Annotated in this window: 26 protein-coding genes; 17 read left to right on the forward strand and 9 right to left on the reverse strand. The window is 72.3% G+C overall.

Features of this window, described 5'->3' with window-relative positions; translation table 11 throughout:
* The 3 genes from C3489_RS24110 to C3489_RS24120 all read left to right on the forward strand — a co-directional run.
* The coding region (locus C3489_RS24110; RefSeq protein ID WP_258054928.1) for a hypothetical protein at nt 1-1009 on the forward strand (1009 nt) is incomplete at its 5' end.
* Nucleotides 1006-2223, forward strand: a complete 1218-nt coding sequence (gene mycP, locus C3489_RS24115; protein WP_103784139.1) for a type VII secretion-associated serine protease mycosin — start codon at nt 1006-1008, stop codon at nt 2221-2223. The genes C3489_RS24110 and mycP, both read left to right, overlap by 4 nt.
* A gap of 35 nt (nt 2224-2258) precedes the next feature.
* Nucleotides 2259-2990 (forward strand): SseB family protein, encoded by a 732-nt coding sequence (locus tag C3489_RS24120; RefSeq protein WP_103784192.1) that lies wholly within the window; start codon nt 2259-2261, stop codon nt 2988-2990.
* A 4-nt stretch (nt 2991-2994) separates the two neighbouring features.
* Here the strand turns inward: C3489_RS24120 and C3489_RS24125 are convergent, their stop codons facing one another.
* Nucleotides 2995-3369: a DUF1844 domain-containing protein gene (locus C3489_RS24125; protein WP_103784140.1), complete on the reverse strand. Its 375-nt coding sequence runs from the start codon at nt 3367-3369 to the stop codon at nt 2995-2997.
* A gap of 338 nt (nt 3370-3707) precedes the next feature.
* Here C3489_RS24125 and infC point away from each other — a divergent pair, with 338 nt between their 5' ends.
* From infC to C3489_RS24180, 10 genes are all read left to right on the forward strand, one after another.
* Nucleotides 3708-4382, forward strand: a complete 675-nt coding sequence (gene infC, locus C3489_RS24135) for a translation initiation factor IF-3 (RefSeq protein ID WP_181139818.1) — start codon at nt 3708-3710, stop codon at nt 4380-4382.
* A 132-nt stretch (nt 4383-4514) separates the two neighbouring features.
* Nucleotides 4515-4709 (forward strand): 50S ribosomal protein L35, encoded by a 195-nt coding sequence (gene rpmI / locus C3489_RS24140; protein ID WP_004933563.1) that lies wholly within the window; start codon nt 4515-4517, stop codon nt 4707-4709.
* A gap of 97 nt (nt 4710-4806) precedes the next feature.
* Complete coding sequence (rplT, locus tag C3489_RS24145) at nt 4807-5190, forward strand: 50S ribosomal protein L20 (protein ID WP_016642495.1); 384 nt, start codon at nt 4807-4809, stop codon at nt 5188-5190.
* Between the two features lie 192 nt (nt 5191-5382).
* Nucleotides 5383-6231, forward strand: a complete 849-nt coding sequence (locus tag C3489_RS24150) for an RNA methyltransferase (protein WP_103784141.1) — start codon at nt 5383-5385, stop codon at nt 6229-6231.
* 53 nt (nt 6232-6284) lie between these two features.
* Nucleotides 6285-7427: an ATP-binding protein gene (locus C3489_RS24155; protein ID WP_103784142.1), complete on the forward strand. Its 1143-nt coding sequence runs from the start codon at nt 6285-6287 to the stop codon at nt 7425-7427.
* Nucleotides 7428-7554: 127 nt separating this feature from the next.
* Nucleotides 7555-8676, forward strand: coding sequence for a phenylalanine--tRNA ligase subunit alpha (gene pheS, locus C3489_RS24160; protein WP_103784143.1), 1122 nt, complete (start codon nt 7555-7557; stop codon nt 8674-8676).
* Entirely contained in the window at nt 8676-11189 is a 2514-nt protein-coding gene (gene pheT / locus C3489_RS24165; RefSeq protein WP_103784144.1) for a phenylalanine--tRNA ligase subunit beta, read from the forward strand. Before pheS ends, pheT begins: the two co-directional genes overlap by 1 nt.
* 231 nt (nt 11190-11420) lie before the next feature.
* A complete protein-coding gene (locus C3489_RS24170) occupies nt 11421-12488 on the forward strand; it encodes a PP2C family protein-serine/threonine phosphatase (protein ID WP_103784145.1) in 1068 nt (355 codons plus the stop codon).
* 223 nt (nt 12489-12711) lie between these two features.
* Complete coding sequence (locus C3489_RS24175; RefSeq protein WP_103784146.1) at nt 12712-14052, forward strand: transcriptional regulator; 1341 nt, start codon at nt 12712-12714, stop codon at nt 14050-14052.
* A gap of 84 nt (nt 14053-14136) precedes the next feature.
* Nucleotides 14137-14673, forward strand: coding sequence for an NUDIX hydrolase (locus tag C3489_RS24180; protein ID WP_103784147.1), 537 nt, complete (start codon nt 14137-14139; stop codon nt 14671-14673).
* On the opposite strand, the gene C3489_RS24185 is transcribed toward C3489_RS24180, so the two are convergent.
* The gene (locus tag C3489_RS24185) at nt 14670-14927 is read right to left on the reverse strand and encodes a hypothetical protein (protein ID WP_103784148.1); all 258 of its coding nucleotides are present in this window, start codon (nt 14925-14927) and stop codon (nt 14670-14672) included. The genes C3489_RS24180 and C3489_RS24185 overlap by 4 nt on opposite strands.
* Nucleotides 14928-15121: 194 nt before the next feature.
* Complete coding sequence (locus C3489_RS24190; protein WP_103784194.1) at nt 15122-15997, reverse strand: 3-hydroxybutyryl-CoA dehydrogenase; 876 nt, start codon at nt 15995-15997, stop codon at nt 15122-15124.
* Nucleotides 15998-16167: 170 nt separating this feature from the next.
* On the opposite strand from C3489_RS24190, the gene C3489_RS24195 reads away from it, so the two are divergent.
* Nucleotides 16168-17415, forward strand: a complete 1248-nt coding sequence (locus tag C3489_RS24195) for a glycoside hydrolase family 10 protein (protein WP_103784149.1) — start codon at nt 16168-16170, stop codon at nt 17413-17415.
* A gap of 1 nt (nt 17416) precedes the next feature.
* Here the strand turns inward: C3489_RS24195 and C3489_RS24200 are convergent, their stop codons facing one another.
* On the reverse strand, nt 17417-17632 hold the full coding sequence (locus tag C3489_RS24200; RefSeq protein WP_103784150.1) for a DUF1918 domain-containing protein: 216 nt from the start codon (nt 17630-17632) through the stop codon (nt 17417-17419).
* Nucleotides 17633-17808: 176 nt separating this feature from the next.
* Between C3489_RS24200 and C3489_RS24205 the strand changes: the two genes are divergently transcribed.
* Both C3489_RS24205 and C3489_RS24210 read left to right on the forward strand, forming a co-directional pair.
* Entirely contained in the window at nt 17809-18246 is a 438-nt protein-coding gene (locus C3489_RS24205) for a GNAT family N-acetyltransferase (RefSeq protein ID WP_103784151.1), read from the forward strand.
* Nucleotides 18247-18312: 66 nt separating this feature from the next.
* On the forward strand, nt 18313-18906 hold the full coding sequence (locus tag C3489_RS24210; RefSeq protein ID WP_103784152.1) for a histidine phosphatase family protein: 594 nt from the start codon (nt 18313-18315) through the stop codon (nt 18904-18906).
* On the opposite strand, the gene C3489_RS24215 is transcribed toward C3489_RS24210, so the two are convergent.
* On the reverse strand, nt 18888-19334 hold the full coding sequence (locus C3489_RS24215) for a DUF6314 family protein (protein WP_103784153.1): 447 nt from the start codon (nt 19332-19334) through the stop codon (nt 18888-18890). The two genes, C3489_RS24210 and C3489_RS24215, sit on opposite strands and share 19 nt — an antisense overlap.
* A gap of 131 nt (nt 19335-19465) precedes the next feature.
* On the opposite strand from C3489_RS24215, the gene C3489_RS24220 reads away from it, so the two are divergent.
* The gene (locus C3489_RS24220; protein WP_103784154.1) at nt 19466-21940 is read left to right on the forward strand and encodes an alpha-L-arabinofuranosidase C-terminal domain-containing protein; all 2475 of its coding nucleotides are present in this window, start codon (nt 19466-19468) and stop codon (nt 21938-21940) included.
* Here the strand turns inward: C3489_RS24220 and C3489_RS24225 are convergent.
* The 4 genes from C3489_RS24225 to C3489_RS24240 all read right to left on the reverse strand — a co-directional run bounded on the left by C3489_RS24225 (nt 21927) and on the right by C3489_RS24240 (nt 24801).
* Nucleotides 21927-22373 (reverse strand): carboxymuconolactone decarboxylase family protein, encoded by a 447-nt coding sequence (locus C3489_RS24225; RefSeq protein ID WP_103784155.1) that lies wholly within the window; start codon nt 22371-22373, stop codon nt 21927-21929. The genes C3489_RS24220 and C3489_RS24225 overlap by 14 nt on opposite strands.
* A 44-nt stretch (nt 22374-22417) precedes the next feature.
* On the reverse strand, nt 22418-23008 hold the full coding sequence (locus C3489_RS24230) for a hypothetical protein (protein WP_103784195.1): 591 nt from the start codon (nt 23006-23008) through the stop codon (nt 22418-22420).
* 23 nt (nt 23009-23031) lie between these two features.
* The gene (locus C3489_RS24235) at nt 23032-24237 is read right to left on the reverse strand and encodes an SMI1/KNR4 family protein (protein WP_258054929.1); all 1206 of its coding nucleotides are present in this window, start codon (nt 24235-24237) and stop codon (nt 23032-23034) included.
* 81 nt (nt 24238-24318) lie between these two features.
* The gene (locus tag C3489_RS24240; protein ID WP_103784157.1) at nt 24319-24801 is read right to left on the reverse strand and encodes a hypothetical protein; all 483 of its coding nucleotides are present in this window, start codon (nt 24799-24801) and stop codon (nt 24319-24321) included.
* Nucleotides 24802-24837: the final 36 nt, after the last annotated feature.

Genomic DNA, 24837 nt, shown 5'->3' on the forward strand with positions numbered 1-24837 from the left:
TCCGGCCCGGCAGCCGGCCGGAGCCCGGCGTTCCGGGCGCGCGCGCCGGGGCCGCCCGGCCCCGGAGGTCCGTCGGCCCCCCCGCATCCCCCGGCCCGTCCCCGTCGCCCACCGACCCCGCACCGCGCCCCCGCCCCCGGCGCCCCCCGGCCTCCCGCCCGGCCCCGGCCAGGTCTGGGGCGCGACGGGGGAGGCGCGGCCCCGGGTGTCGCTCGGCGAGCCCGAGTTCTTCGACGACCGTGCCTACCGCGGCCGTCCACGGCCCCGGCGGCACGCGGTCGCGGCCACCGTCTGTCTCGTCCTCGGCCTCGGGCTCATCGGCGGGGCCGTCACCGGCGCCTGGCTGACCGGGGACTCCGAGGAGGAGGGCGCCGCCGCCACCTACGTCGCGGCCTCCGGCCTCTGGCACAACGTGCCCGTCGACACCCTCTTCCCGCCCACCGTGACCGGCCCCGACGCCGGCCCCGGCGGCGCCGACCGCACCTGGACCCGGATCGCGGTCGCCCCCGACGGCGACTGCGCCGACGCCTTCGACCCGCTGCTGCGCAAGGCCCTCGACCCCGTCGGCTGCGCCCGCCTGCTGCGCGCGACGTACACCGACGCCACCCAGAGCCATGTCACCACCGTCGGCCTGCTGTTCACCAAGGCCGACCCGGCCGCCATGCGCGCGCTGAGCACCCGGTTCCGTACCGAGGGCCTCGGCACCCGCCCCGACCTGCTGCCCCGCCCCTACGCCCAGGCCGGCACCCCCGCCGCGGGCTTCGGCGACCCGCAGCGCGCCGCATGGACGATCACCGTGCTCACCGACGTCCCCGTGGTCGTCTACGCCGTCACCGGCTGGGCCGACGGCCGCACCGTCGACACCCCGCAGCCCGCCGGGGCCACCGGTTCCGGCGCCACCACGGCCCCCATCCAGGCCGGCCTCGGCAACGAGGCGCAGGGTCTGGCCGACCGCATCGAGAAGAACCTGCGCGGCAGCGCCGTAACGCCCACGGAGAAGACGTCATGAGCCGCCCCACCACCGTCGCGCGCGCGAGCCGCACGGGGCTGCTGGCCTGCCTGCTCGCCGGCTCCCTCGCACTGCTGCCCGCCACCCCCGCGCAGGCCGACGGCATACGGAGCCGGCAGTGGGCCCTGGACGCGCTGCACGCCCAGCAGGTCTGGCGCACCACCCAGGGCCGGGGCGTCACCGTCGCTGTCCTCGACACCGGCGTCGAGGCCGACCACCCCGACCTCGCCGGCAACGTCCTGACCGGCACCGACCTCGTCGGCTTCGGCGCCCGGGAGGGCAGCCGCTCCTGGGCCCGGCACGGCACCGCGATGGCGTCGATCATCGCCGGGCACGGCCACGGCCCCGGCGGTGCCGACGGCGTCATGGGCATCGCCCCGAAGGTGAAGATCCTTCCCGTGCGGGTGATCCTGGAGGACAGCGACCCCGACCGCGACCGGGCCCGCCGCACCCGCGGCAACGCCCTCGCCGAGGGCATCCGCTGGGCCGCCGACCACGGCGCCGACGTCATCAACCTCTCCCTCGGCGACGACTCCGCCTCCGCGCACCCCGAGCCCGCCGAGGACGAGGCCGTGCAGTACGCCCTGAAGAAGGGTGCCGTCGTCGTCGCCTCGGCCGGCAACGGCGGCGAGAAGGGCGACCACATCTCCTACCCGGCCGCCTACCCCGGCGTCATCGCCGCCACCGCCGTCGACCGGTTCGGCACCCGCGCCTCCTTCTCCACCCGCCGCTGGTACGCCACCGTCAGCGCGCCCGGCGTCGACATCGTCATCGCCGACCCCGACCACCGCTACTACCAGGGCTGGGGCACCTCCGCGGCGTCCGCGTTCGTCTCCGGATGCGTCGCCCTGATCAAGGCGGCCCACCCCGGGCTGACCCCGGCCCAGATCAAGCAGCTGCTGGAGCGGACCGCCCGCAGCGCCCCCGTCGGCGGCCGCGACGACTCCCGCGGCTTCGGCTTCGTCGACCCGGCGGCCGCCATCAAGGCCGCCGCAGGACTGAGACCCGAGGGCCTGCACTCGGCGGCCTACGGGCGGAAGTACTTCGGGGACGGGCCCGAGGCCGTGCGCGAGGAGAGCGGCACCAGCGACTGGGCGGCCCCGCTCGCGGGCAGCGTCGGCGGAGTGCTGCTGGTCGCCGCCGCCGTCCTGTGGCGCGGCCGCCGCCAGGAGTACGACGTGCGGGGCCGCCACGAGGAGCACGACGCCCTGTGAGCAGCGGCGCGGCCGCACCGCGTAGGGTCGGGGCCGTGGCGAACAAGAACATCCCCGATCCCGGCTTCTCCGACGACGACGGCTCCGCCGACCCCCGCCTGAGCGCCGCGCTCGCCGCCTGGGCCGAGGACCGCACGGCCGTCGGGCCCGTCCTGGCCGCGCTCAAGGGCGCCCGGCTGCTCGTCCCCGTCGTGGCCGTGCTCGGTGAGGTGGAGGAGGACGAGAACGGGCTGCGCCGCGAGAAGACCTCCGACATGGCCGTGCCCACGCTGAAGGCCGGCCACCGCACCGCGCTGCCCGCCTTCACCTCCACGGACTCGCTGGCCCGCTGGGACCCGGCCGCCCGCCCCGTCGCCGTACCCCTGCACCAGGCGCTGCAGGCCGCCGCGCACGAGAAGGCCGACACGGTCGTGCTCGACCTGGCCGGGCCCGTCCCGTTCGAGCTGACCGGACCCGCGCTGCTCGCGCTCGCCGAGGGCCGCACCTCGACCGACCCGCTCACCGACCCCGCGGTGATCGAGGCCGTGCGGGCCGCCGTCGCCGCCGAGCCACGGGTGCTGCGCGCCCATCTCGGACCGGGACAGGCCGACGGCACCCTCGCCCTCGTCCTCGGCCCGGACGCCGCGCCCGCCGAGGCCGCCCGCGCGGTCGCCGAGCGGCTCGCCGCCGACGAGACACTCAGGGCCCGCCTGGTGCGCGGCCTCGACCTGGCAGTGCTGCCGGCCGAGGCGACGCCCCCGGGCGAGCCCCTGTATGTACGCGGATGAGCTGCTAGCCGTAGACCGGGCCGGTGTACTTCTCGCCCGGCCCCTGGCCCGGCTCGTCCGGGACGATCGACGCCTCGCGGAAGGCCAGCTGCAGCGACTTCAGGCCGTCGCGCAGCGGCGCCGCGTGGAAGGAGCTGATCTCGGTCGCGGACGCGTCCAGCAGACCGGCGAGGGCGTGCACCAGCTTGCGGGCCTCGTCCAGGTCCTTGTACTTGTCGCCCTCCTCGGTCAGGCCGAGCTTCACGGCGGCGGCGCTCATCAGGTTGACGGCGACCGTCACGATCACCTCGACGGCGGGGACCTCGGCGATGTCGCGGGTCATCTCGTCGAAGTCGGGAGCCTCGGGCGATTCGGGGGACTCAGGAGGGGTGTCACTCATGTCCCACACGATAGGCCCCGGACCACGGCGGTTCGCACCACCCCCGGGCAGCTGCTAACCTTGTGTGACGACCGGCCGGACACCCCCATGTGTACGGCCCACAAGTGGAGGCTCCGAACTCCCACCTGACCGTCCTCCGGGACGGCGGGTCATCCGGTCAGGCGGCCACCATCGTTCCGTACGGACGATGGAGTCGCCCGATAGTGCGCCCCGCGGTCACCGCGATGGTGCTCCGGTAGTGCGAGGAGCCCCGCCTGTGATCGTCCGGGGCATTTTTTCTGCTTCGGCGCGGTTAGGTCTCACGAAAACAGACGTACGCGGCTGTCCGCCAGACGGTCGTGTGGTGCTACCGAGGAGGATCCATCAGCGCCGAGCCCCGCATCAACGACCGGATTCGCGTTCCCGAGGTGCGACTTGTCGGTCCCAGTGGCGAGCAGGTCGGCATCGTGCCGCTCGCGAAGGCACTGGAGCTTGCTCAGGAGTACGACCTCGACCTGGTTGAGGTCGCGGCGAACGCCCGTCCGCCCGTGTGCAAGCTCATGGACTACGGGAAGTTCAAGTACGAGTCGGCCATGAAGGCCCGTGAGGCGCGCAAGAACCAGGCGCACACGGTCATCAAGGAGATGAAGCTCCGGCCGAAGATCGACCCGCACGACTATGACACCAAGAAGGGTCACGTCGTCCGGTTCCTCAAGCAGGGCGACAAGGTCAAGATCACGATCATGTTCCGTGGTCGCGAGCAGTCCCGGCCCGAACTGGGCTACCGACTGCTGCAGCGGCTCGCGGAGGACGTCCAGGACCTCGGTTTCGTCGAGTCGAACCCGAAGCAGGACGGCCGCAACATGATCATGGTTCTCGGTCCGCACAAGAAGAAGACCGAGGCGATGGCCGAGGCCCGCCAGGCGCAGGAGGCCCGCAAGGCTTCTGCGAAGGCCAACCCCGGCCGGTCGCAGAACCCCGCCGATGCCGAGGTCGAGGCCGAGGCGTCCGCCGAGGAACCTGCCGAGGCGTGATCCCGGGGACTGTGCCCGGGGACACCCGGGACGTACGTCCCAGGAAGTAACCGAAACAAGAGCGACGTTCCGATCGTGCCCGGTTTTCGCGACCGGGCACCGGAGCGCCACCGACGAGGAGAGAACGGCGCTATGCCGAAGAACAAGTCGCACAGCGGTGCCAGCAAGCGCTTCAAGGTCACCGGCTCCGGCAAGGTGCTCCGTGAGCGCGCCGGCAAGCGCCACCTGCTCGAGCACAAGTCGTCCCGCGTGACGCGTCGCCTCACCGGCAACGCCGAGATGGCCCCGGGCGACGCCGCGAAGATCAAGAAGCTTCTCGGCAAGTGACGTACGGGCGCCACTGAGCGCCGTACGGCACAACCGGGACCCAATCGATTCCGGGCCGTGTGAGGACACCCACGGCCCCGCTACAAGGAGTTAAAAAGTGGCACGCGTCAAGCGGGCAGTCAACGCCCACAAGAAGCGCCGGGCGATCCTGGAGCAGGCCTCCGGCTACCGCGGTCAGCGTTCGCGCCTGTACCGCAAGGCCAAGGAGCAGGTCACCCACTCGCTGGTCTACAACTACAACGACCGCAAGAAGCGCAAGGGTGACTTCCGCCAGCTGTGGATCCAGCGCATCAACGCCGCTGCCCGCGCCAACGGCATCACCTACAACCGCTTCATCCAGGGTCTGAAGGCCGCGAACATCGAGGTCGACCGCAAGATCCTGGCCGAGCTGGCGGTCAACGACGCGAACGCCTTCGCGGCGCTCGTCGAGGTCGCGCAGAAGGCGCTGCCTTCGGACGTCAACGCGCCGAAGGCCGCGTGACGCTGCGCTGGCTTTAGCCGACGTTCACCGCAGGACCCGCAGGCTTTCAGCTTGCGGGTCCTGTCGTTGGGCCGGTTCTGTCGTCGGTCGGCTGCGGGTTCGTCGTGGCTGGTCGCGCAGTTCCCCGCGCCCCTGTCGGGGCGCGACCCCCCGGCGTTCCACAGACAAGACTTCCTGAAGGTGAAGAAGAGCATGCCTCCCGTCAGCCCCGAGCTGATCTCGGCCCGGTCCCCCCGTGTCTCCGCCGCTCGGCGGCTGGCCAAGCGGAACTTCCGGGGGAAGGAGCGGCTGTTTCTCGCCGAGGGGCCGCAGGCCGTGCGGGAGGCGGCCGGGCACGCGGACACGCTGGTCGAGCTGTTCGCCACCGTCGAGGCCGCGGAGCGCTACGCCGACATCATCGGTGAGGCCCGCACCGCGGGGGCCCGCGTCCACCTCGCCTCCGAGCAGGTCATCGAGGACATCTCCACCACCGTGACCCCGCAGGGGCTGGTGGGTGTGTGCCGGTTCCTCGACACGCCGTTCGAGGACATCCTCACGGCCCGGCCGAAACTCGTCGCCGTGCTCGCCCACGTCCGCGACCCCGGGAACGCCGGCACCGTGCTGCGCTGCGCCGACGCCGCCGGCGCCGAGGCCGTCGTGCTCACCGACGCCTCCGTCGACCTGTACAACCCCAAGGCCGTGCGCGCCTCCGTCGGCTCGCTCTTCCACCTGCCCGTGGCCGTCGGCGTCCCCGTCGAGCAGGCCATCGACGGCCTCAAGGCGGCCGGCGTGCGCATCCTCGCCGCCGACGGAGCCGGGGACCGGGACCTGGACGAGGAACTGGACAAGGGCAGCATGGGCGGGCCGACCGCCTGGGTCTTCGGCAACGAGGCCTGGGGCCTGCCCGAGGAGACCCGCGCGCTGGCCGACGCCGTCGTGCGCGTGCCCATCCACGGCAAGGCCGAGAGCCTGAACCTCGCGACCGCCGCGGCCGTATGTCTGTACGCGTCCGCGCGTGCACAGCGCGCCTCCGGAGGGTGCCGCTCCGTCACCGGGAGCTAGTAGGGTGACCAGCTCGGGGGCCTACTCAGTCGCCTGAGAGGTGGGATACGGGGATGAGCGTCGGCACCAGCAACGCACCGGGAGCAGGGGACGTGCGGCGGCGACCGCCCGCGCCCCGGCCGTCCGGTGACCCCGCCGCGCTCGGCATCGACCCCGACGACCTGCCCGACGGCCTCGTCGTCGCCGACGAGCACGGACACGTCGTCTGCTTCAACAGCGCCGCCGAGCGCATCACAGCCGTCCGCGCCGACGACGCCCTCGGGCAGCCGCTGGAGAAGGTCCTGCCGTTAGAGGACCTGGAGGGGCGGCGCTGGTGGCAGCTGACCGACCCCTACGGCGGCCTCGCCACCCGCACCCGGCAGCCCGAGCGCAATCTGCTCCTGCCCGGCGGGCGCGAGGTGCTGGTCACCGTGCGCTATGTGCGCACCGAGCCCACCGGGCCCGTCCACCGCCTCGTCGTCCAGCTGCGCGACACCGAGGCCCGGCGCCGCACCGAGCGCAGCCACGCCGAGCTGATCGCCACCGTCGCCCACGAGCTGCGCTCCCCGCTCACCTCGGTCAAGGGCTTCACCGCGACCCTGCTCGCCAAGTGGGAACGCTTCACCGACGACCAGAAGCGGCTGATGCTGGAGACCGTCGACGCCGACGCCGACCGGGTCACCCGCCTGATCGCCGAGCTGCTGGACATCTCCCGGATCGACAGCGGGCGGCTTGAGGTGCGCCGCCAGCCCGTCGACATCGGCGCCGCCGTCGGACGGCACATCCAGGCCTACGTCGCCGCCGGCCAGCCCGCCGACCGCTTCCTGCTGCGCCTGGAGCAGCCGCTGCCCGCCCTGTGGGCGGACCCCGACAAGATCGACCAGGTGCTCAGCAACCTCATCGAAAATGCCGTGCGGCACGGCGAGGGAACCGTCACCATTGGCATCACGGCCACGGCGTCCCCCCGCGAAGGGGAGGAGACCGGCACGTCGGTCACGGTGAGCGACGAGGGGCCCGGCATCCCGGAGGAGTCCATGAACCGCGTCTTCACCCGCTTCTGGCGGGGCAGCAAGCGCGGTGGCACCGGCCTCGGGCTGTACATCGTCAAGGGCATCGTCGAGGCCCACGGCGGGACGATCACGGTCGGCCGCGCCCAGCAGGGCGGCGCCGAGTTCCGATTTACCCTGCCCGTGGCAGCGCCGGCGTATCTCGCCTGACGGCCCACGGGCTCTTCGTATACCTCCACCCCGTTAGACTCGGCCTTTGGCACCTTTGCGTCCTCACGCGGCCCACACGAGTCGGTGACGGGGACCGTCAGCCAGCCAATCGGAAGCACGGGAAGAGATGTCGGCACCGAATAAGTCGTACGACCCTGTCGAGGTCGAGGCGTTGAAACCGGAAGAGATCGAGCGCATGCGGGACGAGGCGCTCGCCGCCTTCGCCGCCGCGGACTCCCTCGACGCGCTCCAGGAGGCCAAGGTCGCCCACACCGGCGGCACCTCCCCGCTGGCGCTCGCCAACCGCGAGATCGGCGCGCTGCCCCCGCACGCCAAGGCGGCCGCGGGCAAGCTGGTCGGCCAGGCCCGAGGCGCCGTGAACAAGGCCCTCGCCGCCCGCCAGGTGGAGCTGGAGGCCGAGCGGGACGCGCGCGTGCTGGTCGAGGAGGACGTGGACGTCACCCTGCCGTACGACCGCGTGCCGGCCGGCGCCCGCCACCCGCTGACCACGCTCTCGGAGCGCATCGAGGACATCTTCGTGGCCATGGGCTACGAGGTCGCCGAGGGCCCGCAGGCCGAGGCCGAGTGGTTCAACTTCGACGCGCTCAACATCGGCCCGGACCACCCGGCCCGCGGTGAGCACGACACGTTCTTCGTGGCCGGCCCCGAGGGCGGCACCGAGTCCGGCGTGGTGCTGCGCACCCACACCTCGCCCGTGCAGATCCGCTCCCTGCTGGAGCGCGAGCTGCCGGTCTACGTGATCTGCCCCGGTGTCGTCTACCGCACCGACGAGCTGGACGCCACGCACACCCCGGTCTTCCGCCAGGTCGAGCTGCTCGCCGTGGACGAGGGCCTGACCATGGCCGACCTCAAGGGCACCCTGGACCACATGGTCCAGTCGCTGTTCGGCGAGGGCATGAAGACGCGGCTGCGCCCGAACTTCTTCCCGTTCACCGAGCCGTCCGCCGAGATGGACATGGTGTGCTACGTCTGCCGCGGCGAGTCCGTCGGCAACCCGGACCGCCCCTGCCGCACCTGCTCCTCCGAGGGCTGGATCGAGCTGGGCGGCTGCGGCATGGTCAACCCGCGGGTGCTGACCGCCTGCGGTGTCGACCCGGAGAAGTACAGCGGCTTCGCCTTCGGGTTCGGCATCGAGCGGATGCTGATGTTCCGCCACAACGTCGAAGACATGCGAGACATGGTCGAGGGTGACGTCCGGTTCACCCGGCCCTTCGGGATGGAGATCTGATGCGGGTCCCGCTTTCTTGGCTGCGGGAGTACGTCGACCTGCCGGCGACGGAAACCGGCCGTGACGTCCAGGAGAAGCTGGTCTCGGCCGGTCTTGAGGTGGAGACCGTCGAGCGGCTGGGCGCCGACCTCAAGGGCCCCCTGGCCGTCGGCCAGGTGCTGACCATCGAGGAGCTGACGGAGTTCAAGAAGCCGATCCGCTTCTGCACCGTCGACGTCGGCCAGGCCAACGGCACCGGCGAGCCCCAGGAGATCATCTGCGGCGCCCGCAACTTCGCCGTCGGCGACAAGGTCGTCGTCGCGCTCCCCGGCGCGGTGCTGCCCGGCGACTTCCAGATCGCCGAGCGCAAGACCTACGGCCGGATCTCCCGCGGCATGATCTGCTCCAGCGACGAGCTGAACATGGGCGACGACGGCAGCAAGGGCATCATCGTGCTGCCGCCGGAGACCGAGGTCGGCAAGGACGCCGTCGAGCTGCTGGAGCTGGTCGACGAGGTGCTGGACATCGCCGTCACCGCCAACCGCGGCGACTGCCTGTCCATCCGCGGCGTCGCCCGTGAGACCGCCATCGCCTACGGCCTGCCGCTGCGCGACCCGGCGCTCATCGACGTGCCCGCCCCGAACGCCTTCGGCTACCCGGTGCAGGTCGGCGACCCGGTCGGCTGCGACCGCTTCACCGCGCGCACCGTCACCGGCCTGAGCCCCGAGGCCCGCTCCCCGATCTGGCTGCAGCGCCGTCTGCAGAAGGTCGGCGTGCGCCCGATCTCGCTCGCCGTCGACGTCACCAACTACGTGATGATGGAGCTCGGCCAGCCGCTGCACGCCTACGACCGCAAGCTGGTCCAGGGCACCATCGGCGTGCGCCGCGCGGAGCCGGGCGAGAAGCTCGTCACCCTCGACGGCGTGGCCCGCACGCTGGACGCCGAGGACCTCGTCATCACCGACGAGCGCGGCCCCATCGGCCTGGCCGGCGTCATGGGCGGCGCCAACACCGAGATCGCCGACCACGACGACGTCGAGAACGCCACCACCGACGTGGTGATCGAGGCGGCCCACTTCAACGCGGTCTCCATCGCGCGCACCGCCCGTCGCCACAAGCTGTCCTCCGAGGCCTCCCGCCGCTTCGAGCGCGGCGTCGACCCGGCTGCTGCCGCCGCGGCCGCACAGCGCACGGTCGACCTGCTCGTGATCCTCGCGGGCGGCACCGCCGAGGCCGGCGTCACCGAGATCGCCGCCCCGTCCGCGCCGCGCACGATCACCATTCCGGCCGACCACCCGGACAAGGTCGCGGGCGTCACCTACGGCCGCGAGACCGTGGTGCGCCGCCTGCAGGAGATCGGCTGCGACGTCTACGGGCAGGACGAGCTGGTCGTCACCGTCCCGTCCTGGCGGCCCGACCTCACCGACCCGAACGACCTGGCCGAAGAGGTCATCCGGCTGGAGGGCTACGAGAACCTGCCCTCCACGCTGCCCAAGCCGCCGTCCGGCCGCGGCCTCACCCACCGCCAGCGCCTGCACCGCCGCGTCGGCCGCGCGCTGGCCGGGGCGGGCTACGTCGAGGCGCCGAACTACCCGTTCATCTCCGAGCAGGTCTTCGACCAGCTCGGCCTGGACGCCGACGACCCGGCCCGCCGCGTCGTCAAGCTCACCAACCCGCTCAACGACGAGGAGCCCGCGCTCCGCACGTCGCTGCTGCCGGGCCTGCTGGGCGCCCTGCGCCGCAACGACGGCCGGGGCTCGCACGACCTCGCGCTGTTCGAGACCGGCCTGGTCTTCCACCCGCGCGCGGAGCAGAAGACCGCCGCCGCGCTGCCCGTCGACCGGCGTCCCACCGACGAGGAGATCGCCGAGCTCGACGCCGCGCTGCCCGAGCAGCCGCGCCACGTCGCCGTCGTCCTCGCGGGCGCCCGCGAGCGGGCCGGCTGGTGGGGCAAGGGCCGCCCGGCCGACTGGGCCGACGCCGTCGAGGCCGCCCGGGCCGTCGCCCGCGAGGCCGGTGCCGAGCTGATCGTCCGCAAGGGCGCGTACGGCCCGTGGCACCCCGGCCGCTGTGCCGAGCTCGCCGTCGTGGCCGACGGCGAGGAGCAGGTCATCGGGCACGCGGGCGAACTGCACCCGCGTGTGCTGAAGGCCCTCGGCCTGCCCGAGCGCACCTGTGCGATGGAGCTGAACCTCGACGTGGTGGAGCGGGTCGGCGACGACACCCCCCAGGCGCCGCGGATCTCCACGTTCCCGGTCGCCACGCAGGACGTCGCCCTCGTCGTCGACAAGCCGGTCCCGGCCGCCGAGGTCGAGGCCGCGCTGCGCGAGGGCGCGGGTGAGCTCCTTGAGTACATCCGGCTGTTCGACGTGTACGAGAACGACGATCAGCTCGGTGAGGGCAAGAAGTCGCTGGCGTATGCGCTGCGCTTCCGCGCGGGTGACCGGACGCTGACGGTTGACGAGGCGTCGGCTGCTCGGGATGCGGCGGTGGCGCTGGCCGCTGAGCGTACGGGGGCTGTGTTGCGCGGCTAGTCGCTGCGCGGCTGGTCGCCGTGGGGGGACTGCTTGTTCGACGGGTGCGGATTGTGCCTGGTTGAGCGCGCAGTTCCCCGCGCCCCTTTCGGGGCGCTTCAGTCCCGTCACTCATCCGGGTGAGGTATCCGGCGGACCCCGTTCTTCCGGGGCTTGCGGCGACAGAATCGGACCGGCCTTTCGGGGCCGGTCCGTTCTGCGCTGTCAGGGCCTGATTGGGGGGCCGAGGACATGTTCCGCATCAGGCTGCCGCTGCGCCGGGCCGCCGCGCTGGGGCTGCCCACCGCCTGGGGCGCCGTGGCGGTCACCTACAAGCTGGCGTGTCCGCTGGCCCAGCAGGACGGGCTCGGGGCGCGGGTCGCCACCAGTGCCGTCTTCTTCGCCGTCGGCTCCGGGATCGTGGCGCATGTGCGCGGGACCCTGCTGAAGGAACTGACGCAGGTGCGCCGTGTCGCCCGCGCCGCGCAGCGGGTCCTGGTCCGGCCGCTGCCGCCGTGCATCGACGGCCTGCACCTCGCGGCGGCGCACCTGTCCGCCGAGCGCGGCGCCTCGCTCGGCGGCGACCTGTACGAGGTGGTCGCCACGGAGCACGGCGTACGTGCCGTCATGGGTGACGTCCGCGGTCACGGGCTCGCCGCGCTCGACACCGTCGCCGCGGTCCTCGGCAGCTTCCGCGAGGCCGCCCACGACGAGCCCGACCTGGCCGGCGTCCTGCGCCGCCTGGAACGGGCGCTGGCCCGGCGTCTGCGCGAGCGGGCCATCGCCGAGCATCCCTCCGCGGGTCAGGCGGCCCTGGAGCCGCCGGTCGCCGAGGAGTTCGTCACCGTACTGCTGCTGGAGATCGCCCGCGACGGCCGGGTACACGCCCTGAACTGCGGCCACCCGTGGCCGTACCGCCTCAGCGGCCCGCGCGTCGAGCCCCTGGCCCGGACCGATCCTTTGCCACCGCTGGGCCCTTTCCCGCTCCCGGCCACTCTCCCGGCCCTGGACTGCGGCCATCTGGTGCCGCGCGAGATGCTCGTCCTCTTCACGGACGGCGCGGAGGACGCCCGCGACCGCCAGGGCCGCTTCTTCCCGTTACGGGCAGCCTTGGCCGGAGCGGTTCGGGCATCGCCCATCACTCCCGAGAAGGTCCTGCGTACGGTCCTCGCAGCGCTCCTACGCCACACAGCGGGGACCCCAACGGATGACATCGCCCTACTGGTCCTGCGCAACGAGCGTGTGCACAAACGCTCTGAAGGGGCGCGGGGAACTGCGCGACCAGCCACGAAGTACCCGCAGCCGACGAACCAGCCGTAGTCCAGCGGCGCCGATTCGCAACGCCAAGCCGCCGGAGGCCGGGCCGCCGCTGTATGAGGGGGAGCCGGCGGCCCGGCCGGCCCTCTTGCGAGGGGGTCAATTCAAGCCGCCGGACACGCGGAGCGACACCGCGCGCACACCCTGAATACGCGTACTCCGAACACACCCCGTGTGAAGCGGGACACACTACTCTGTCGGGCACCGAGCCACCGGGGGGCCACCCATGCAGCCCAACACACTGCTCGACGCGATCCTGGACGAGGCGGGGATCTCGCACGCCGGCCTGGCCGCGCACGTCAACCAGGCGGGCCGCCGCCGCGGACTCGCCCTGCGCTACGAACACACCGCCGTGGCCCGCTGGCTGAAGGGCCAGCGGCCGCGCGGCCAGGTCCCCGACCTGATCTGCGAGGTGCTCGCCGCCCGGCTGCGGCGCCCCGTCACCCTGGACGACATCGGCCTCGGCGTGCCGGGCGAACCGCAGACCCCGCACGCGGGCTCCCTGTCCGGCTTCGTGGAGCGGGCCACCGCCCTGTGGCGGTCGGACGAGCAGCAGCGCCCGCATCTGCTGGGCGCTCCCGCGGTGACCGGCACGCCCGCCGTGATGCCCGTATGGGAGTGGGAGAACCCGCCGGAGGACGTGGACGTCTCGCGCGGCGGCCGGCACCGGGTCACCCCGGCGGACATCGAGATGCTGCGGGCCGCCCGCGCCCACTACGAGCAGATGTACCGCAAGACGGGCGGTGTGGCGACCCGCTCCCGGATCGTCGGGTTCCTCAACGCCGAGGCCGCGCCGCTGCTGCGCGGCGGCTACACCGACGCCACCGGCCGCCAGCTGCACCGCGCGACGGGCGGACTGGTGGCGATCGCGGGCATCTGCGCGTACGACTCCGACGCGCACGGCCTGGCCCAGCGCTACTTCCACCAGGCGCTCAGGCTCGCCAAGGCCAGCGGCGACCGGGGGCTCGGCGCGTATGTCATAGCGCTGCTGGTCAACCAGGCGCTGTTCATGCGGGAGTACCGGCAGGCCGTCGCCTTCGCGGAGGCCGCGCTGCGCACCGCCGGCCGGCACATCACTCCGGCGCTCGCCTCCGATCTGTACGCGATGCAGGCCAAGGCGTACGCGCACCTCGGTGACGGCGGCAGCGCCCTGTCCTGCATCCGCCGGGCCGAGCAGGCCGCCGAACGCATCCGGCGGGGCCATGAGCCCGACGAGACCGGCTATGTCCAGCCGGGCCTGGTCAACGTGCAGGTGGCGGAGGCGCTGCTGAGCCTCGGCGAGCTGCGGGCGGCGGGTGAGCACGCGGCGGCGGCCGTGGACAACCCGGCGCACGACCGGGGCCGGGTGCACCGGCTGGCCATGCTGAGCACGATCGAGCTGCGCCAGGGCAACGCGGACAAGGCGGTGGCCGCGGCCGTGCAGATGGCCGAGCAGGCCCGGGGGATGGAGTCGCAGCGGCTGCGCGACCGGCTCAGAGCGGTGCGCGAGCATCTGGTGCGCAGCGGCTGTGCGGGTACGGCCGAGGCGGCGGAGCTGATCGACGGGGCGCTGCGCGTGCCGCTGTGACCCGGGGCCGGGTTCTCCGGCGCGGTGGGCCGGACAAGTCCCTGCTGCGATATTGCCACTTACTCGACGGAAGGTGGCAGAACCGTGCAGTGGACGAAACAAAGCGAACAAACCGTGTATGCGAACCGCTGGTTCAGTGTGAACCTCGCCGATGTCGAACTGCCGGACGGCCGGCACCTGGACCACTTCCTGATCCGGCTGCGGCCCGTCGCGGTGGCCACGATCGTCAACGAGGCGGACGAGGTACTGCTGTTGTGGCGCCACCGCTTCATCACCGACAGCTGGGGATGGGAACTGGCGGCCGGGGTCGTGGAGGACGGTGAGGACATCGCCCGGGCGGCGGCCCGGGAGTTGGAGGAGGAGACCGGCTGGCGGCCGGGGCCCCTGCACCACCTCATGAGCGTGGAGCCGTCCAACGGCCTCACCGACGCCCGGCACCACATCTACTGGTCCGCCGGCGGCGAGTACGTCGGGCATCCCGTGGACGACTTCGAGTCCGACCGCCGGGAATGGGTTCCGCTCAAGCTCGTCCCCGACCTGATCGCCCGTGGGGAGGTCCCGGCCGCCAACATGGCGGCCGCGTTACTCCTGCTGCACCACCTCAGGCTCGCCGACGCCTAACGGGCCAGCGCCTGCCAGATCGCTGTGACGAGTGACCCGAGGGCGACGAGCGCGGCCACCGAGGGCAGGGGCCAGCGGGTGTGCTCCAGGCCGGTGAGCCGGGAGTTCAGCTCGTCCACCTCCTTCGCGGTCTCCTCGGTGCGATGACTGAGCAGGGCCAGCCCGCCCTCGACGCGGGCACAGGCCACGTCGAGCCGGCGTCGTAACTCTGCGAGTTCTCCTTGGGCGACGGGATGGCCGGAGTCGGCGCTCACGTGTCCACTCCTTTCCGTGGTCGAAGGGAGGCGGGGTGCGTCCCTTGCATGCGCATGAAGAGTGAACTCGCCTGGTCGGCGCCTGGGGAGAGTGTGCGAGGGGCATATGCGTGCCCGGGGCGCACACGGTGTGTGAAACGGGCGGGCCCGGCACTCCTCGAAGTGCCGGGCCCGCTCGGGGTCGCGCAGAGTAATCAGCTGTAGGTGTAGAAGCCCGAGCCGGTCTTGCGGCCCAGCCGGCCCGCCTCCACCATGCGCTGGAGCAGCGGGGGAGCGGCGTACAGCGGCTCCTTGTACTCGGCGTACATCGAGCCCGCGATCGAGACGATGGTGTCCAGGCCGATGAGGTCGGCCAGCTTCAGCGGGCCCATCGGGTGGGCGCAGCCCATCTCCATGCCGTTGTCGATGTCCTCGCGCCCGGCGATGCCCGACTCGAACATCCGGATCGCGGACAGCAGGTAGGGCACCAGCAGCGCGTTGACGATGAAGCCGGAGCGGTCCTGGGCCCGGATGGTGTGCTTGCCGAGGACCTTCTCCGCGAACAGCTGGGCGCGGCTCAGCGTGCCCTCCGACGTGGTCAGCGCCGGCACCAGCTCGACCAGCGCCTGCACGGGGGCCGGGTTGAAGAAGTGGATGCCGACCACGTGGTCGGGCCGCGAGGTGGCGACGGCGAGCTTGACCAGCGGGATCGAGGACGTGTTGGACGCCAGGATCGCGTCCGGGCGGGTCACGACCTGGTCGAGCACCTGGAAGATCTCGGTCTTCACCTGCTCGTTCTCCACGACCGCCTCGATCGTGAGGTCGCGGTCGGCGAACTCGCCGAGGTCGGTGGTGAAGCTCAGACGCGCCTGGGTCGCGTCCCGCTCCTCCTCGCTGATCTTGCCGCGCTCGGCGGCCTTGGCCAGGGAGTTGAACAGCCGGGTACGGCCGATCTCCAGGGCCTCGCCGTTGGTCTCGGCGACCTTCACGTCCAGTCCGGCGCGTGCGCACACCTCGGCGATGCCCGCGCCCATCTGGCCGCAGCCCACGACTCCGACGCGCGAGATGTCTCCCGATGGGAAGTCCGTCACATCGACCCCTTCGCTGATCCACGGCACTGGCAGGTTTCCCCGGGTCGGGTCCCTGCTCCGATCGTGCACGTTACCGCGAAGTATCGATGATCGATCGACGGGGTGCGGCATCCTGAATGGTCGGTGACGATCTGTGACCGAACGGATTCAGGACGTAGGGGGTGCCCCGGATGGGACGACTCACCAGGCGGGCGTTCGCCGCGGCGGCGCTGTCGACACTGACGCTGGGCGCGGCACCGGCACGGGACGGGCGGAGCACCGCCGCCGGGCCGCGGGGCGACCGGCGGGCCGCCGCCGAGCTGCGGGGCGTCTGGGTGGCGACGGTGGAGAACCGCGACTGGCCCTCCCAACCGGGGCTGAGCGCGGCACAGCAGCGGGCGGAGCTGCTCGCCCACCTGGACACGGCGGTGCGGCGGCGCCTGAACACGGTGATCCTCCAGGTCCGGCCGACCGCCGACGCCCTGTGGCCCTCCCCGTTCGAGCCGTGGTCGCAGTACCTCACCGGGACCCAGGGCCAGAACCCCGGCTGGGACCCGCTGGGCACCGCGGTCACCGAGGCCCACGCCCGGGGCCTGCAGCTGCACGCCTGGTTCAACCCGTACCGCGTCGCCAACCACACCGACCCCGGCCGGCTGGTCGCCGGGCACCCGGCCCGCAGGCACCCCGACTGGGTGGTGAGCTACGGCGGCAGGCTCTACTACAACCCGGGGCTGCCCGAGGTCCGCGCCTTCGTGGAGGAGGCCATGCTCGACGCGGTGCACCGCTACCCGCTCGACGCCGTCCACTTCGACGACTACTTCTATCCCTACCCCGTGGCCGGCCAGACCTTCGACGACGACGACGCCTACGACCGGTACGGCGGCGACTTCCCGAGCCGCGCCGCCTGGCGCCGGCACAACATCGACACCCTGATCCGTGAGATGGGCTCACAGATCAAGGCGATCCGGCCCACCACCCGGTTCGGCGTCAGCCCGTTCGGCGTGTGGCGCAACTCCTCCACCGACCCGCTCGGCTCCGGCACCGAGGCCGGTGTGCAGTCGTACGACGACCTGTACGCCGACACCCGCACCTGGGTCCGCCGGAACTGGGTCGACTACGTGGTGCCGCAGCTGTACTGGAACATCGGCCTGGAGGCCGCCGACTACGCCGTGCTGGTGCCCTGGTGGGCCGAGGCCGCCAAGGGCACGGCGACCCGGCTGTACGTGGGCGAGGCGCTGTACAAGGCGGGAGACCCCGCGCAGCCCGCGGCCTGGCAGGACCCGGCGGAGCTGTCCCGCCATCTGACGCTGGCGAAGAAGTACCCGCAGGTGTGCGGGCACGTCTTCTTCGCCGCGAAGGAGGTCGCCGCCGATCCGATCGGCGCGATGACACGGGTGGTCGCCGACCACTACGGGCAGCCGGCGAGTCCCCCGCGCTGAGTTACTGCATCTTCGGCATGTCCGGCATGCTCGTCGCCCGGTGGCGGATCTCGGTGTCCGGGCCGGGCGAGCACACGCCCTCGTGGCCGTCCTCGAAGCGGACGCGGTAGGGCGGGTTGCCCTCCTGGCCCATGACTTCGACGATCTCGCCGACCTTGTCGTGTTGACCGACCACCCTGCCGTGCTGGACAAGCTGGTCGCCCACGGTTGCACGCATCTGTGGGGCCTCCTCACCAAGTGCGCAAGCAGCGGTCCGTGGCCTCGAATCGGGCGCTCGCCGCGCAGCGGCACCGACGACACCAGTGTGGGCAGCGGCCGGGCCGACTGCAACCGGCTCACGGGCACCGCGAAACTCCCAGGCGGCCGCCCGTGCGGTTCTGCGAGGATCCCGGCATGACCGACACCCCGCCGCTCGCCGACGGCTACGAAGTCTCCACCGACCCCTCCCGCCTGGACACCGCGCGCGTGCACCAGTGGCTGTCCACGGACGCCTACTGGGCGCTCGGCCGCCCGCGCGAGAAGCAGGAACGGGCCATCGCCGGCTCGCTGAACTTCGGCGTCTACGACACCGCCTCGGGGGAGCAGGTGGCGTACGCCCGGGTCATCACCGACCGGGCGACCTTCGCCTGGCTGTGCGACGTGTACGTCGACCGCTCGGTGCGCGGCAAGGGCATCGGCACGGCGCTCGTGGGCGCCGTACGCGACCAGCTGCGCCCCCACGGGCTGCGGCGCATCCTGCTGGCCACGCACGACGCGCACGGCGTGTACGAGAAGCTCGGTTTCGGGCCGCTGGAGCGGCCCGACCAGTGGATGGCGCTCAGCTTCGAGTGAGACACCCTGGGTAACTGCCCGGTAACACCTCTTGACCTGGCCACTCGCACGGCTCACGATCCCGGCATGCCACTTCGGGTCACGTTCGTCGCAGCCGCCCGCAGCGCGCCGCTGCTGGCGGAGCGGTTCCAGGACGACCGGCCGCTGGACCAGGCCGGCTGGGAGGAGGTGACGCGCGTCGCCGGCGAGCTGCTGCCCCTCGCGGCCGCCGAGCTGCGCTACTGTTCGCCGACCCCGCGCAGCCGCGCCACCGGCGACGCCCTCGGCTACGCCCCGCTGGTGCAACTCGCCCTGCGCGACTGCGACATGGGCCGCTGGCGCGGGCTGACCCTGGGCGAGGCCATGGCCCGTGAGCCGCAGGCCGTGGACGCCTGGCTCGCCGACCCGCGCCACACCCCGCACGGCGGGGAGTCGCTGCTCGCGTTCATCACCCGCGTCGGCGGCTGGCTCGACACCAGGCCCGTCGAGGACGGGGGCCGGATCGTCGCCGTGGCCGAGCCGTCCGTGATCCGCGCCGCCCTGGTGTACGTGCTCAAGGCGCCGCCGTCGACGTACTGGAACATCGACGTCCGCCCGCTGTCGACGACCACGGTGACCGGGCGGCCGGGCCGCTGGAACCTGCGCCTCGACGCGGAGCGCGCTCACCCCTCGCGGGTGTAGTCCGTCGTCAGCACCAGGTCCTTGGCGGGGCCGCGCACCCGCCACACCGTCCGCCAGTGGCCGGCGTCCCGGACCGTGAATTCGCCCCGGTAGAGGTCGGCCGCGCACGGGTGGTCGGCGATGTACCGGCCGCTGCCCAGGTCCAGGTCGTGGAACGGGCGGCCGTCCGCGAAGCGCACGTCGGCGGTCCCGGGCGGGTCGCCGGGAAGAAAGCGCAAGGTGCGCTCGGCGGGCCGGGCGACGCCCTGCCAGACGAACGTGCCGGACTCGGTGTGCAGCAGCCCGCCGCCCTCGCCCAGCGGGGCGAAGTCCGTGACGCCGGTGAACCGGCCCTCGTCGCCGCTCGCCAGGTCGCGCACCGACCGCTCGACCTGCCAGCTTCCGGCCAGGTAGGCCAGGACGTCCGGAACCGGCCAGAACTCACCCATCACGCCGTTCTCCGTGGTTGCCGCTTGACCCATTGACGCGTACGCGCCCCCTCCCTATCTTGCCGTTCGAAGTGCTGACCATTGTCCGACATTTCGAACAGCTCCTCTGGAGCAAGAGCCGCGGAGTTCTCATGTCACGCACCCGCCTCAGACTCGGTCTGGGCGCCACCGCCCTGCTGACCGCGACCGCCGTGCTGCCCGTCCCGGCGCACGCCGCGCCCGTCGCCGACTACACGATCACCGTCGACCCCACCGCACGGGGAGCGGCGATCGACGACACGATGTACGGCGTCTTCTTCGAGGACATCAACCGCGCCGCCGACGGCGGCCTGTACGCCGAGCTCGTGCAGAACCGGTCCTTCGAGTACTCCACCGCGGACAACCGCTCCTACACCCCGCTCACCGCCTGGACGGTCGACGGCAGCGCGCAGACGCTGGACGACGACGGCCGCCTGAACGACCGCAACCGCACCTATCTCTCCCTGGCCGCCGGCTCGTCGGTCACCAACGCCGGCTACAACACCGGCATCCGCGTCGAGGCGGGCAAGGCGTACGACTTCTCGGTGTGGGCCCGCGCCGAGGGCGGCACCACCCTCACCGTCGGCCTCCAGGACGCCGCCGGCCCGCTGGCCAGCGCCCGCAAGGTCGCCGTCCGGGGCGGCTGGGCCAAGTACACGGCCACCTTCACCGCCGGCCGCACCAGCAGCTACGGCCGGCTCACCGTGGGCACCTCGGCCGCCGCAGCGCTCGACATGGTCTCCCTCTTCCCCCGCGACACCTACCGGCACGAGCCCAACGGCCTGCGCAAGGACCTCGCCGAGAAGATCGAGGCCCTGCACCCGGGCTTCGTCCGCTTCCCCGGCGGCTGCCTGGTCAACACCGGCTCCATGCAGGACTACAGCGAGGCATCCGGCTGGCAGCGCACCCGCGCCTACCAGTGGAAGGACACCGTCGGACCGGTCGAACAGCGCGCCACCAACGCCAACTTCTGGGGCTACAACCAGAGCTACGGCCTCGGTTACTACGAGTACTTCCGGCTCGCCGAGGACATCGGCGCCATGCCGCTGCCCGTCGTACCGGCCCTGGTGACCGGCTGCGGCCAGAACAAGGCCGTCGTCGACGACGCGCTGCTCAAGCGGCACGTTCAGGACACCCTCGACCTGATCGAGTTCGCCAACGGCCCGGCCACCTCTACCTGGGGCAAGGTGCGCGCGGCGATGGGCCACCCCAGGCCCTTCCACCTCACCCACATCGAGGTCGGCAACGAGGAGAACCTGCCGAACGAGTTCTTCGCCCGCTTCCAGCAGTTCCGCACCGCGATCCAGGCGAAGTACCCGGACGTCAGGGTCATCTCCAACTCCGGCCCCGACGACAGCGGCACCACCTTCGACACCGCGTGGAAGCTGAACCGCGAGGCGGGCGTCGACCTGGTCGACGAGCACTACTACAACAGCCCGCAGTGGTTCCTGCAGAACAACGACCGCTACGACTCCTACGACCGCAACGGGCCGAAGGTCTTCCTCGGCGAGTACGCCTCCCAGGGCAACGCCTGGAAGAACGCCCTGTCCGAGGCCGCGTACATGACCGGCTTGGAGCGCAACGCGGACGTCGTCAAGCTCGCCTCCTACGCCCCGCTGTTCGCCAACGAGGACTACGTGCAGTGGCGGCCCGACCTGGTGTGGTTCAACAACCACGCGTCCTGGGGCTCGGCCAACTACGAGGTCCAGAAGCTGTTCATGAACAACACCGGCGACCGGGTGGTCCCGTCGACGGCGTCCGGCACGCCGAGCGTGAGCGGGCCGATCACCGGTGCGATCGGCCTGTCGACCTGGGCGACGAGCGCGGCGTACGACGACGTGAAGGTCACCTCGGCCGACGGTACGGCCCTGTTCGGCGACGACTTCTCCGCCGGCGCCTCGCGGTGGACCCACACCGGCGGCGGCAGCTGGAGCGTCCAGGACGGCCAGTACGTCCAGACCGACGCGAGCGCCGAGAACACCATGGTCCAGGCCGGCGACCCCGCCTGGCACGACTACGACCTGCATGTGAAGGCCACCAAGAAGTCCGGCAAGGAGGGCTTCCTCGTCGCCTTCGGCGTGAAGGACACCGGGAACTACTACTGGTGGAACCTGGGCGGCTGGAACAACACCCAGTCGGCTGTCGAGCAGGCCACCGACGGCGGCAAGAGCACGCTGCTCACCAAGGCCGGATCGATCGAGACCGGCCGCGCCTACGACATCGACATCAAGGTGCGCGGCCGCCAGGTCACCCTCTACCTGGACGGGCAGCAGTGGGGCAGCTTCACCGACGACAAGCCGGCCGAGCCGTTCCGCCAGGTGGTGACCCGGGACGCGGCCACCGGTGACCTGATCGTGAAGGTGGTCAACGCCCAGGACACCGCGGCCCGCACCGCGGTCGACCTGGGCGGCGCGCAGGTCGCCTCCCGGGCGACGGCGACGACCCTGGCCGCCGCGGCGGACGCGGTGAACAGCGAGACGAACACCCCGGTCACGCCCGTGACCTCGACGGTCACCGGGATCGCCGCGAAGTTCAGCTACACCTTCCCGGCGAACTCGGTCACCTTCCTGCGGATCAGGCAGAGGTAGCCGGGGGCTCCTGCGCGGGCTGCTGTCCCTGCGGCAGCAGCCCGCGCTCGGCGAAGACCTTCTTCGCCACGAACGTGGCGTTCAGGGCCCTGGGGAAGCCGCAGTACCCGGCGGAGTGCAGCAGCGCCTCGACGATCTGCTCGGGGGTGAGGCCCACGTTCAGGGCCGCGTTGACGTGCACCTCCAGCTGCGGCTCGCAGCCGCCGAGCGCGGTGAGCATCCCCAGGGTCACCAGCTGGCGGTCGCGGGGGGCGAGCTGGGGCCGGTCGTAGATCTCCCCGAAACCCCAGGCGACGATCTGGTGGCCGAGCTCGGGGCTGATGTCGGCGAGCGAGTCGATGACCCGCTGCCCGGCCTCGCCGTCCACACGCCGGAGGACCTCCAGGCCATGGGCGAAGCGCTCGTCACGGGTGGTGCTGTGCTGATCGGTCATGACCGCAACCGTAGGAGTTGGAGCGTGCTCCAACGCAAGGCGCGTCAGGCGAAGGCCGGGAGCGCCTTGAACTGCTCGTGCAGCGTGACGGTCGGGGTGATCCGGTGCAGCGCCGCGCGCACGAGCGTGAGCGGGTGGTCGGGGAAGTGGGCGTCCCACTCCTCGTGGTCGGCGACGTGGTACGGCAGGGGGCCGCGCAGCGCGGGCGCGTAGGGGTGCGGCCGGAAGTAGGCGGCGGGGCCGACCCGCGCCATCACCGCCGCCTCGCGCACACCGGTGGTCGCGCCCTCGGCCGCCTGCACCTTGAGCACGGTGCTGCATCCGGCCCTCGGTATCGTCCAGGACCCCAGGAAGACCTGCCCGTGCGGTCCGCCCGGCCGCGGCACCTTGATCAGCTGGCGCAGCGCGGGCACGCCGTCCACCGCTCCGGTCACGGCCTCGACGAGCCCCGCGCCGGCCTGCGCGGCGCCCTGCGCGAGCCCGTGCCGCAGCGGTTCCAGCTGGTGCAGCGGGGCGGGCAGGTCGGGCACCAGGGGGAAGAAGTGCACCGAGAGCACCAGCCCCCGCTCGTCGGTCCACACCCCGGGCTCGCGCTCGGTGAAGCCGGTCAGATCCATGCCGGTGATCGGAGTCATGGAGATCATCATGCCGCCCGGCGTCACCAGTGGGCGCGGTCGTCCCAGGACTCGAACTCCGCGCTGTCCAGCGGGTCGTCGTATTCGTCCTCGATCAGGACGCACAGGCCGGGCGTGACCAGCCGGCCGCGCAGCCAGGCGAGGAGGGTGTCGACGAGACCGCCTTCCAGCGGGGGTTCCTGGTCGGCGTGGCGGGGCCAGAAGACCAGCGGCCAGGCGTCGGGGTCGGCGCCCTCGGTGAGCCAGCCCAGGTAGTCGCCGTCGATGGAGTTGGCGAAGGGCAGGAAGCCGCCGGGTTCGGGCCAGCAGGTGAGCGGGTGGTACTCCGGGTGGTGTTTCTTCAGGCTGCGGTAGGCGTCCAGGGTCTCGTGGACGTGTGTGGCGAAGCGCGGCTCGCCGGTCCTGAGCGGGGTGTGGAAGCGCAGCCAGTCGCTCCAGATGCCGGCGCCGTACACCTCCATGACCCGCACGTACTCCCCGGGGAGCCGGGTGCCCAGCTCGGTGAAGAGGCCCTCCCAGGTGCCGTCGCCGAGATACGGCCGCGGGGGTGGCGGGCACAGCAGGCGCAGCGCGTCGAGCCCGGTGCCGGTCTCCAGGGCGAGGCGGCGCTCGGCGCCGGACAGGCGGGGCGGGACCGGTGTGGGGGGCGGCCAGGGGCGGGCGGAGGTCAGGTCCTCGGGGCGGGCGAGGGTGCCGGGCAGCGGGCCCATGAGGGGGCCCGGCGGATCGGGGGTCTCCCAGCCGTCGCGGACGGTGTGCCGGAGATAGCCGGTCATCGTCAGGTCGTAGGCGTGCCAGGGGCGCAGGCCGCTGCCGGGGACGGCGCCGCAGTGGTGGACGACCACGGTCCAGGCGTCGGGGTCGTCGGACACCGAGGTGTCCCAGAACAGGATGTCGTCCCCGTGGCTGACACCCCAGGCCAGCAGCCCGCCCGGCGCGGGATGCACGAGGGGCCGCTCGCCGTCCGCCACCGCCTGCGCCGCGATCCGCGCCTCGCGGTGCGTACGGCCGAGCCAGTCGCCGTAGTCGAAGACGCCGTCCTGCACGCACGGCGCCGGGATGGTGAGGAACTCCCCGAACTCCACGCTCCCGTACCGCTCGGCCAGCGCCTTGTACTCACGGGGCAACCGCACCCCGAGCCACGCCTCGACGACACCCCAGTCGACGGGCACGGGGGAGGGCGGACAGCCGGGGTCCACCGTGGCGAAGTCACCGGGACCGAGGATCACGGGGTCCTTCCGGGAAGATCGAAAACAGGGCCGCCGCGATTCTGCCACCGCCCCGGAAGGCCGTGCGTCCCCCATGCCACCTCACCGGTGGCAGAACACGCACCCTTCCCAGTACGGCAGCGCACTGAACACCCGATGCGCCACACAGCAGGCGACGACCCCGCCCTCGGGCAGCACCCCGGCCTCCGGTTTGTCTCCCGCCGGCTCGAAGCCCTCGACGATCTCCCGGTACCGCCGCAGATACGCCGGCGCGTACGGCGGCTCGTACCCGAGCTCCTCCCAGCGGTACCGCCGAGCCGCGAGCGCGAGCACTCGCAGCACGAAGTCCTTGGCCGCGTCCCGCTCCGCCGCCGAGTCGCCCCAGTCGATGTCAGCGAGGTCGAATCCGACGGTGCCGCGTCCCATCACACTCTGGTCCTGCAGGGCCACCAGCGCCGCGAACCGGTACTCCCACGGGCGCCGGGCCAGGGCCGAGACGGCCAGGGTCAGTACCTCGACGAAGACCTCGGTGCCGCCGTTGGACAGGTAGAGGCTGTCGTCCCCCGCCCCGAACGTGTTGCCCATGGCCGGTCATGCTAAGGCCGGGTCCGCATACTGATC

Origin of the sequence: Streptomyces sp. Ru71 (genome assembly GCF_002920535.1) — a bacterium.
Classification (GTDB): Bacteria; Actinomycetota; Actinomycetes; order Streptomycetales; family Streptomycetaceae; genus Streptomyces.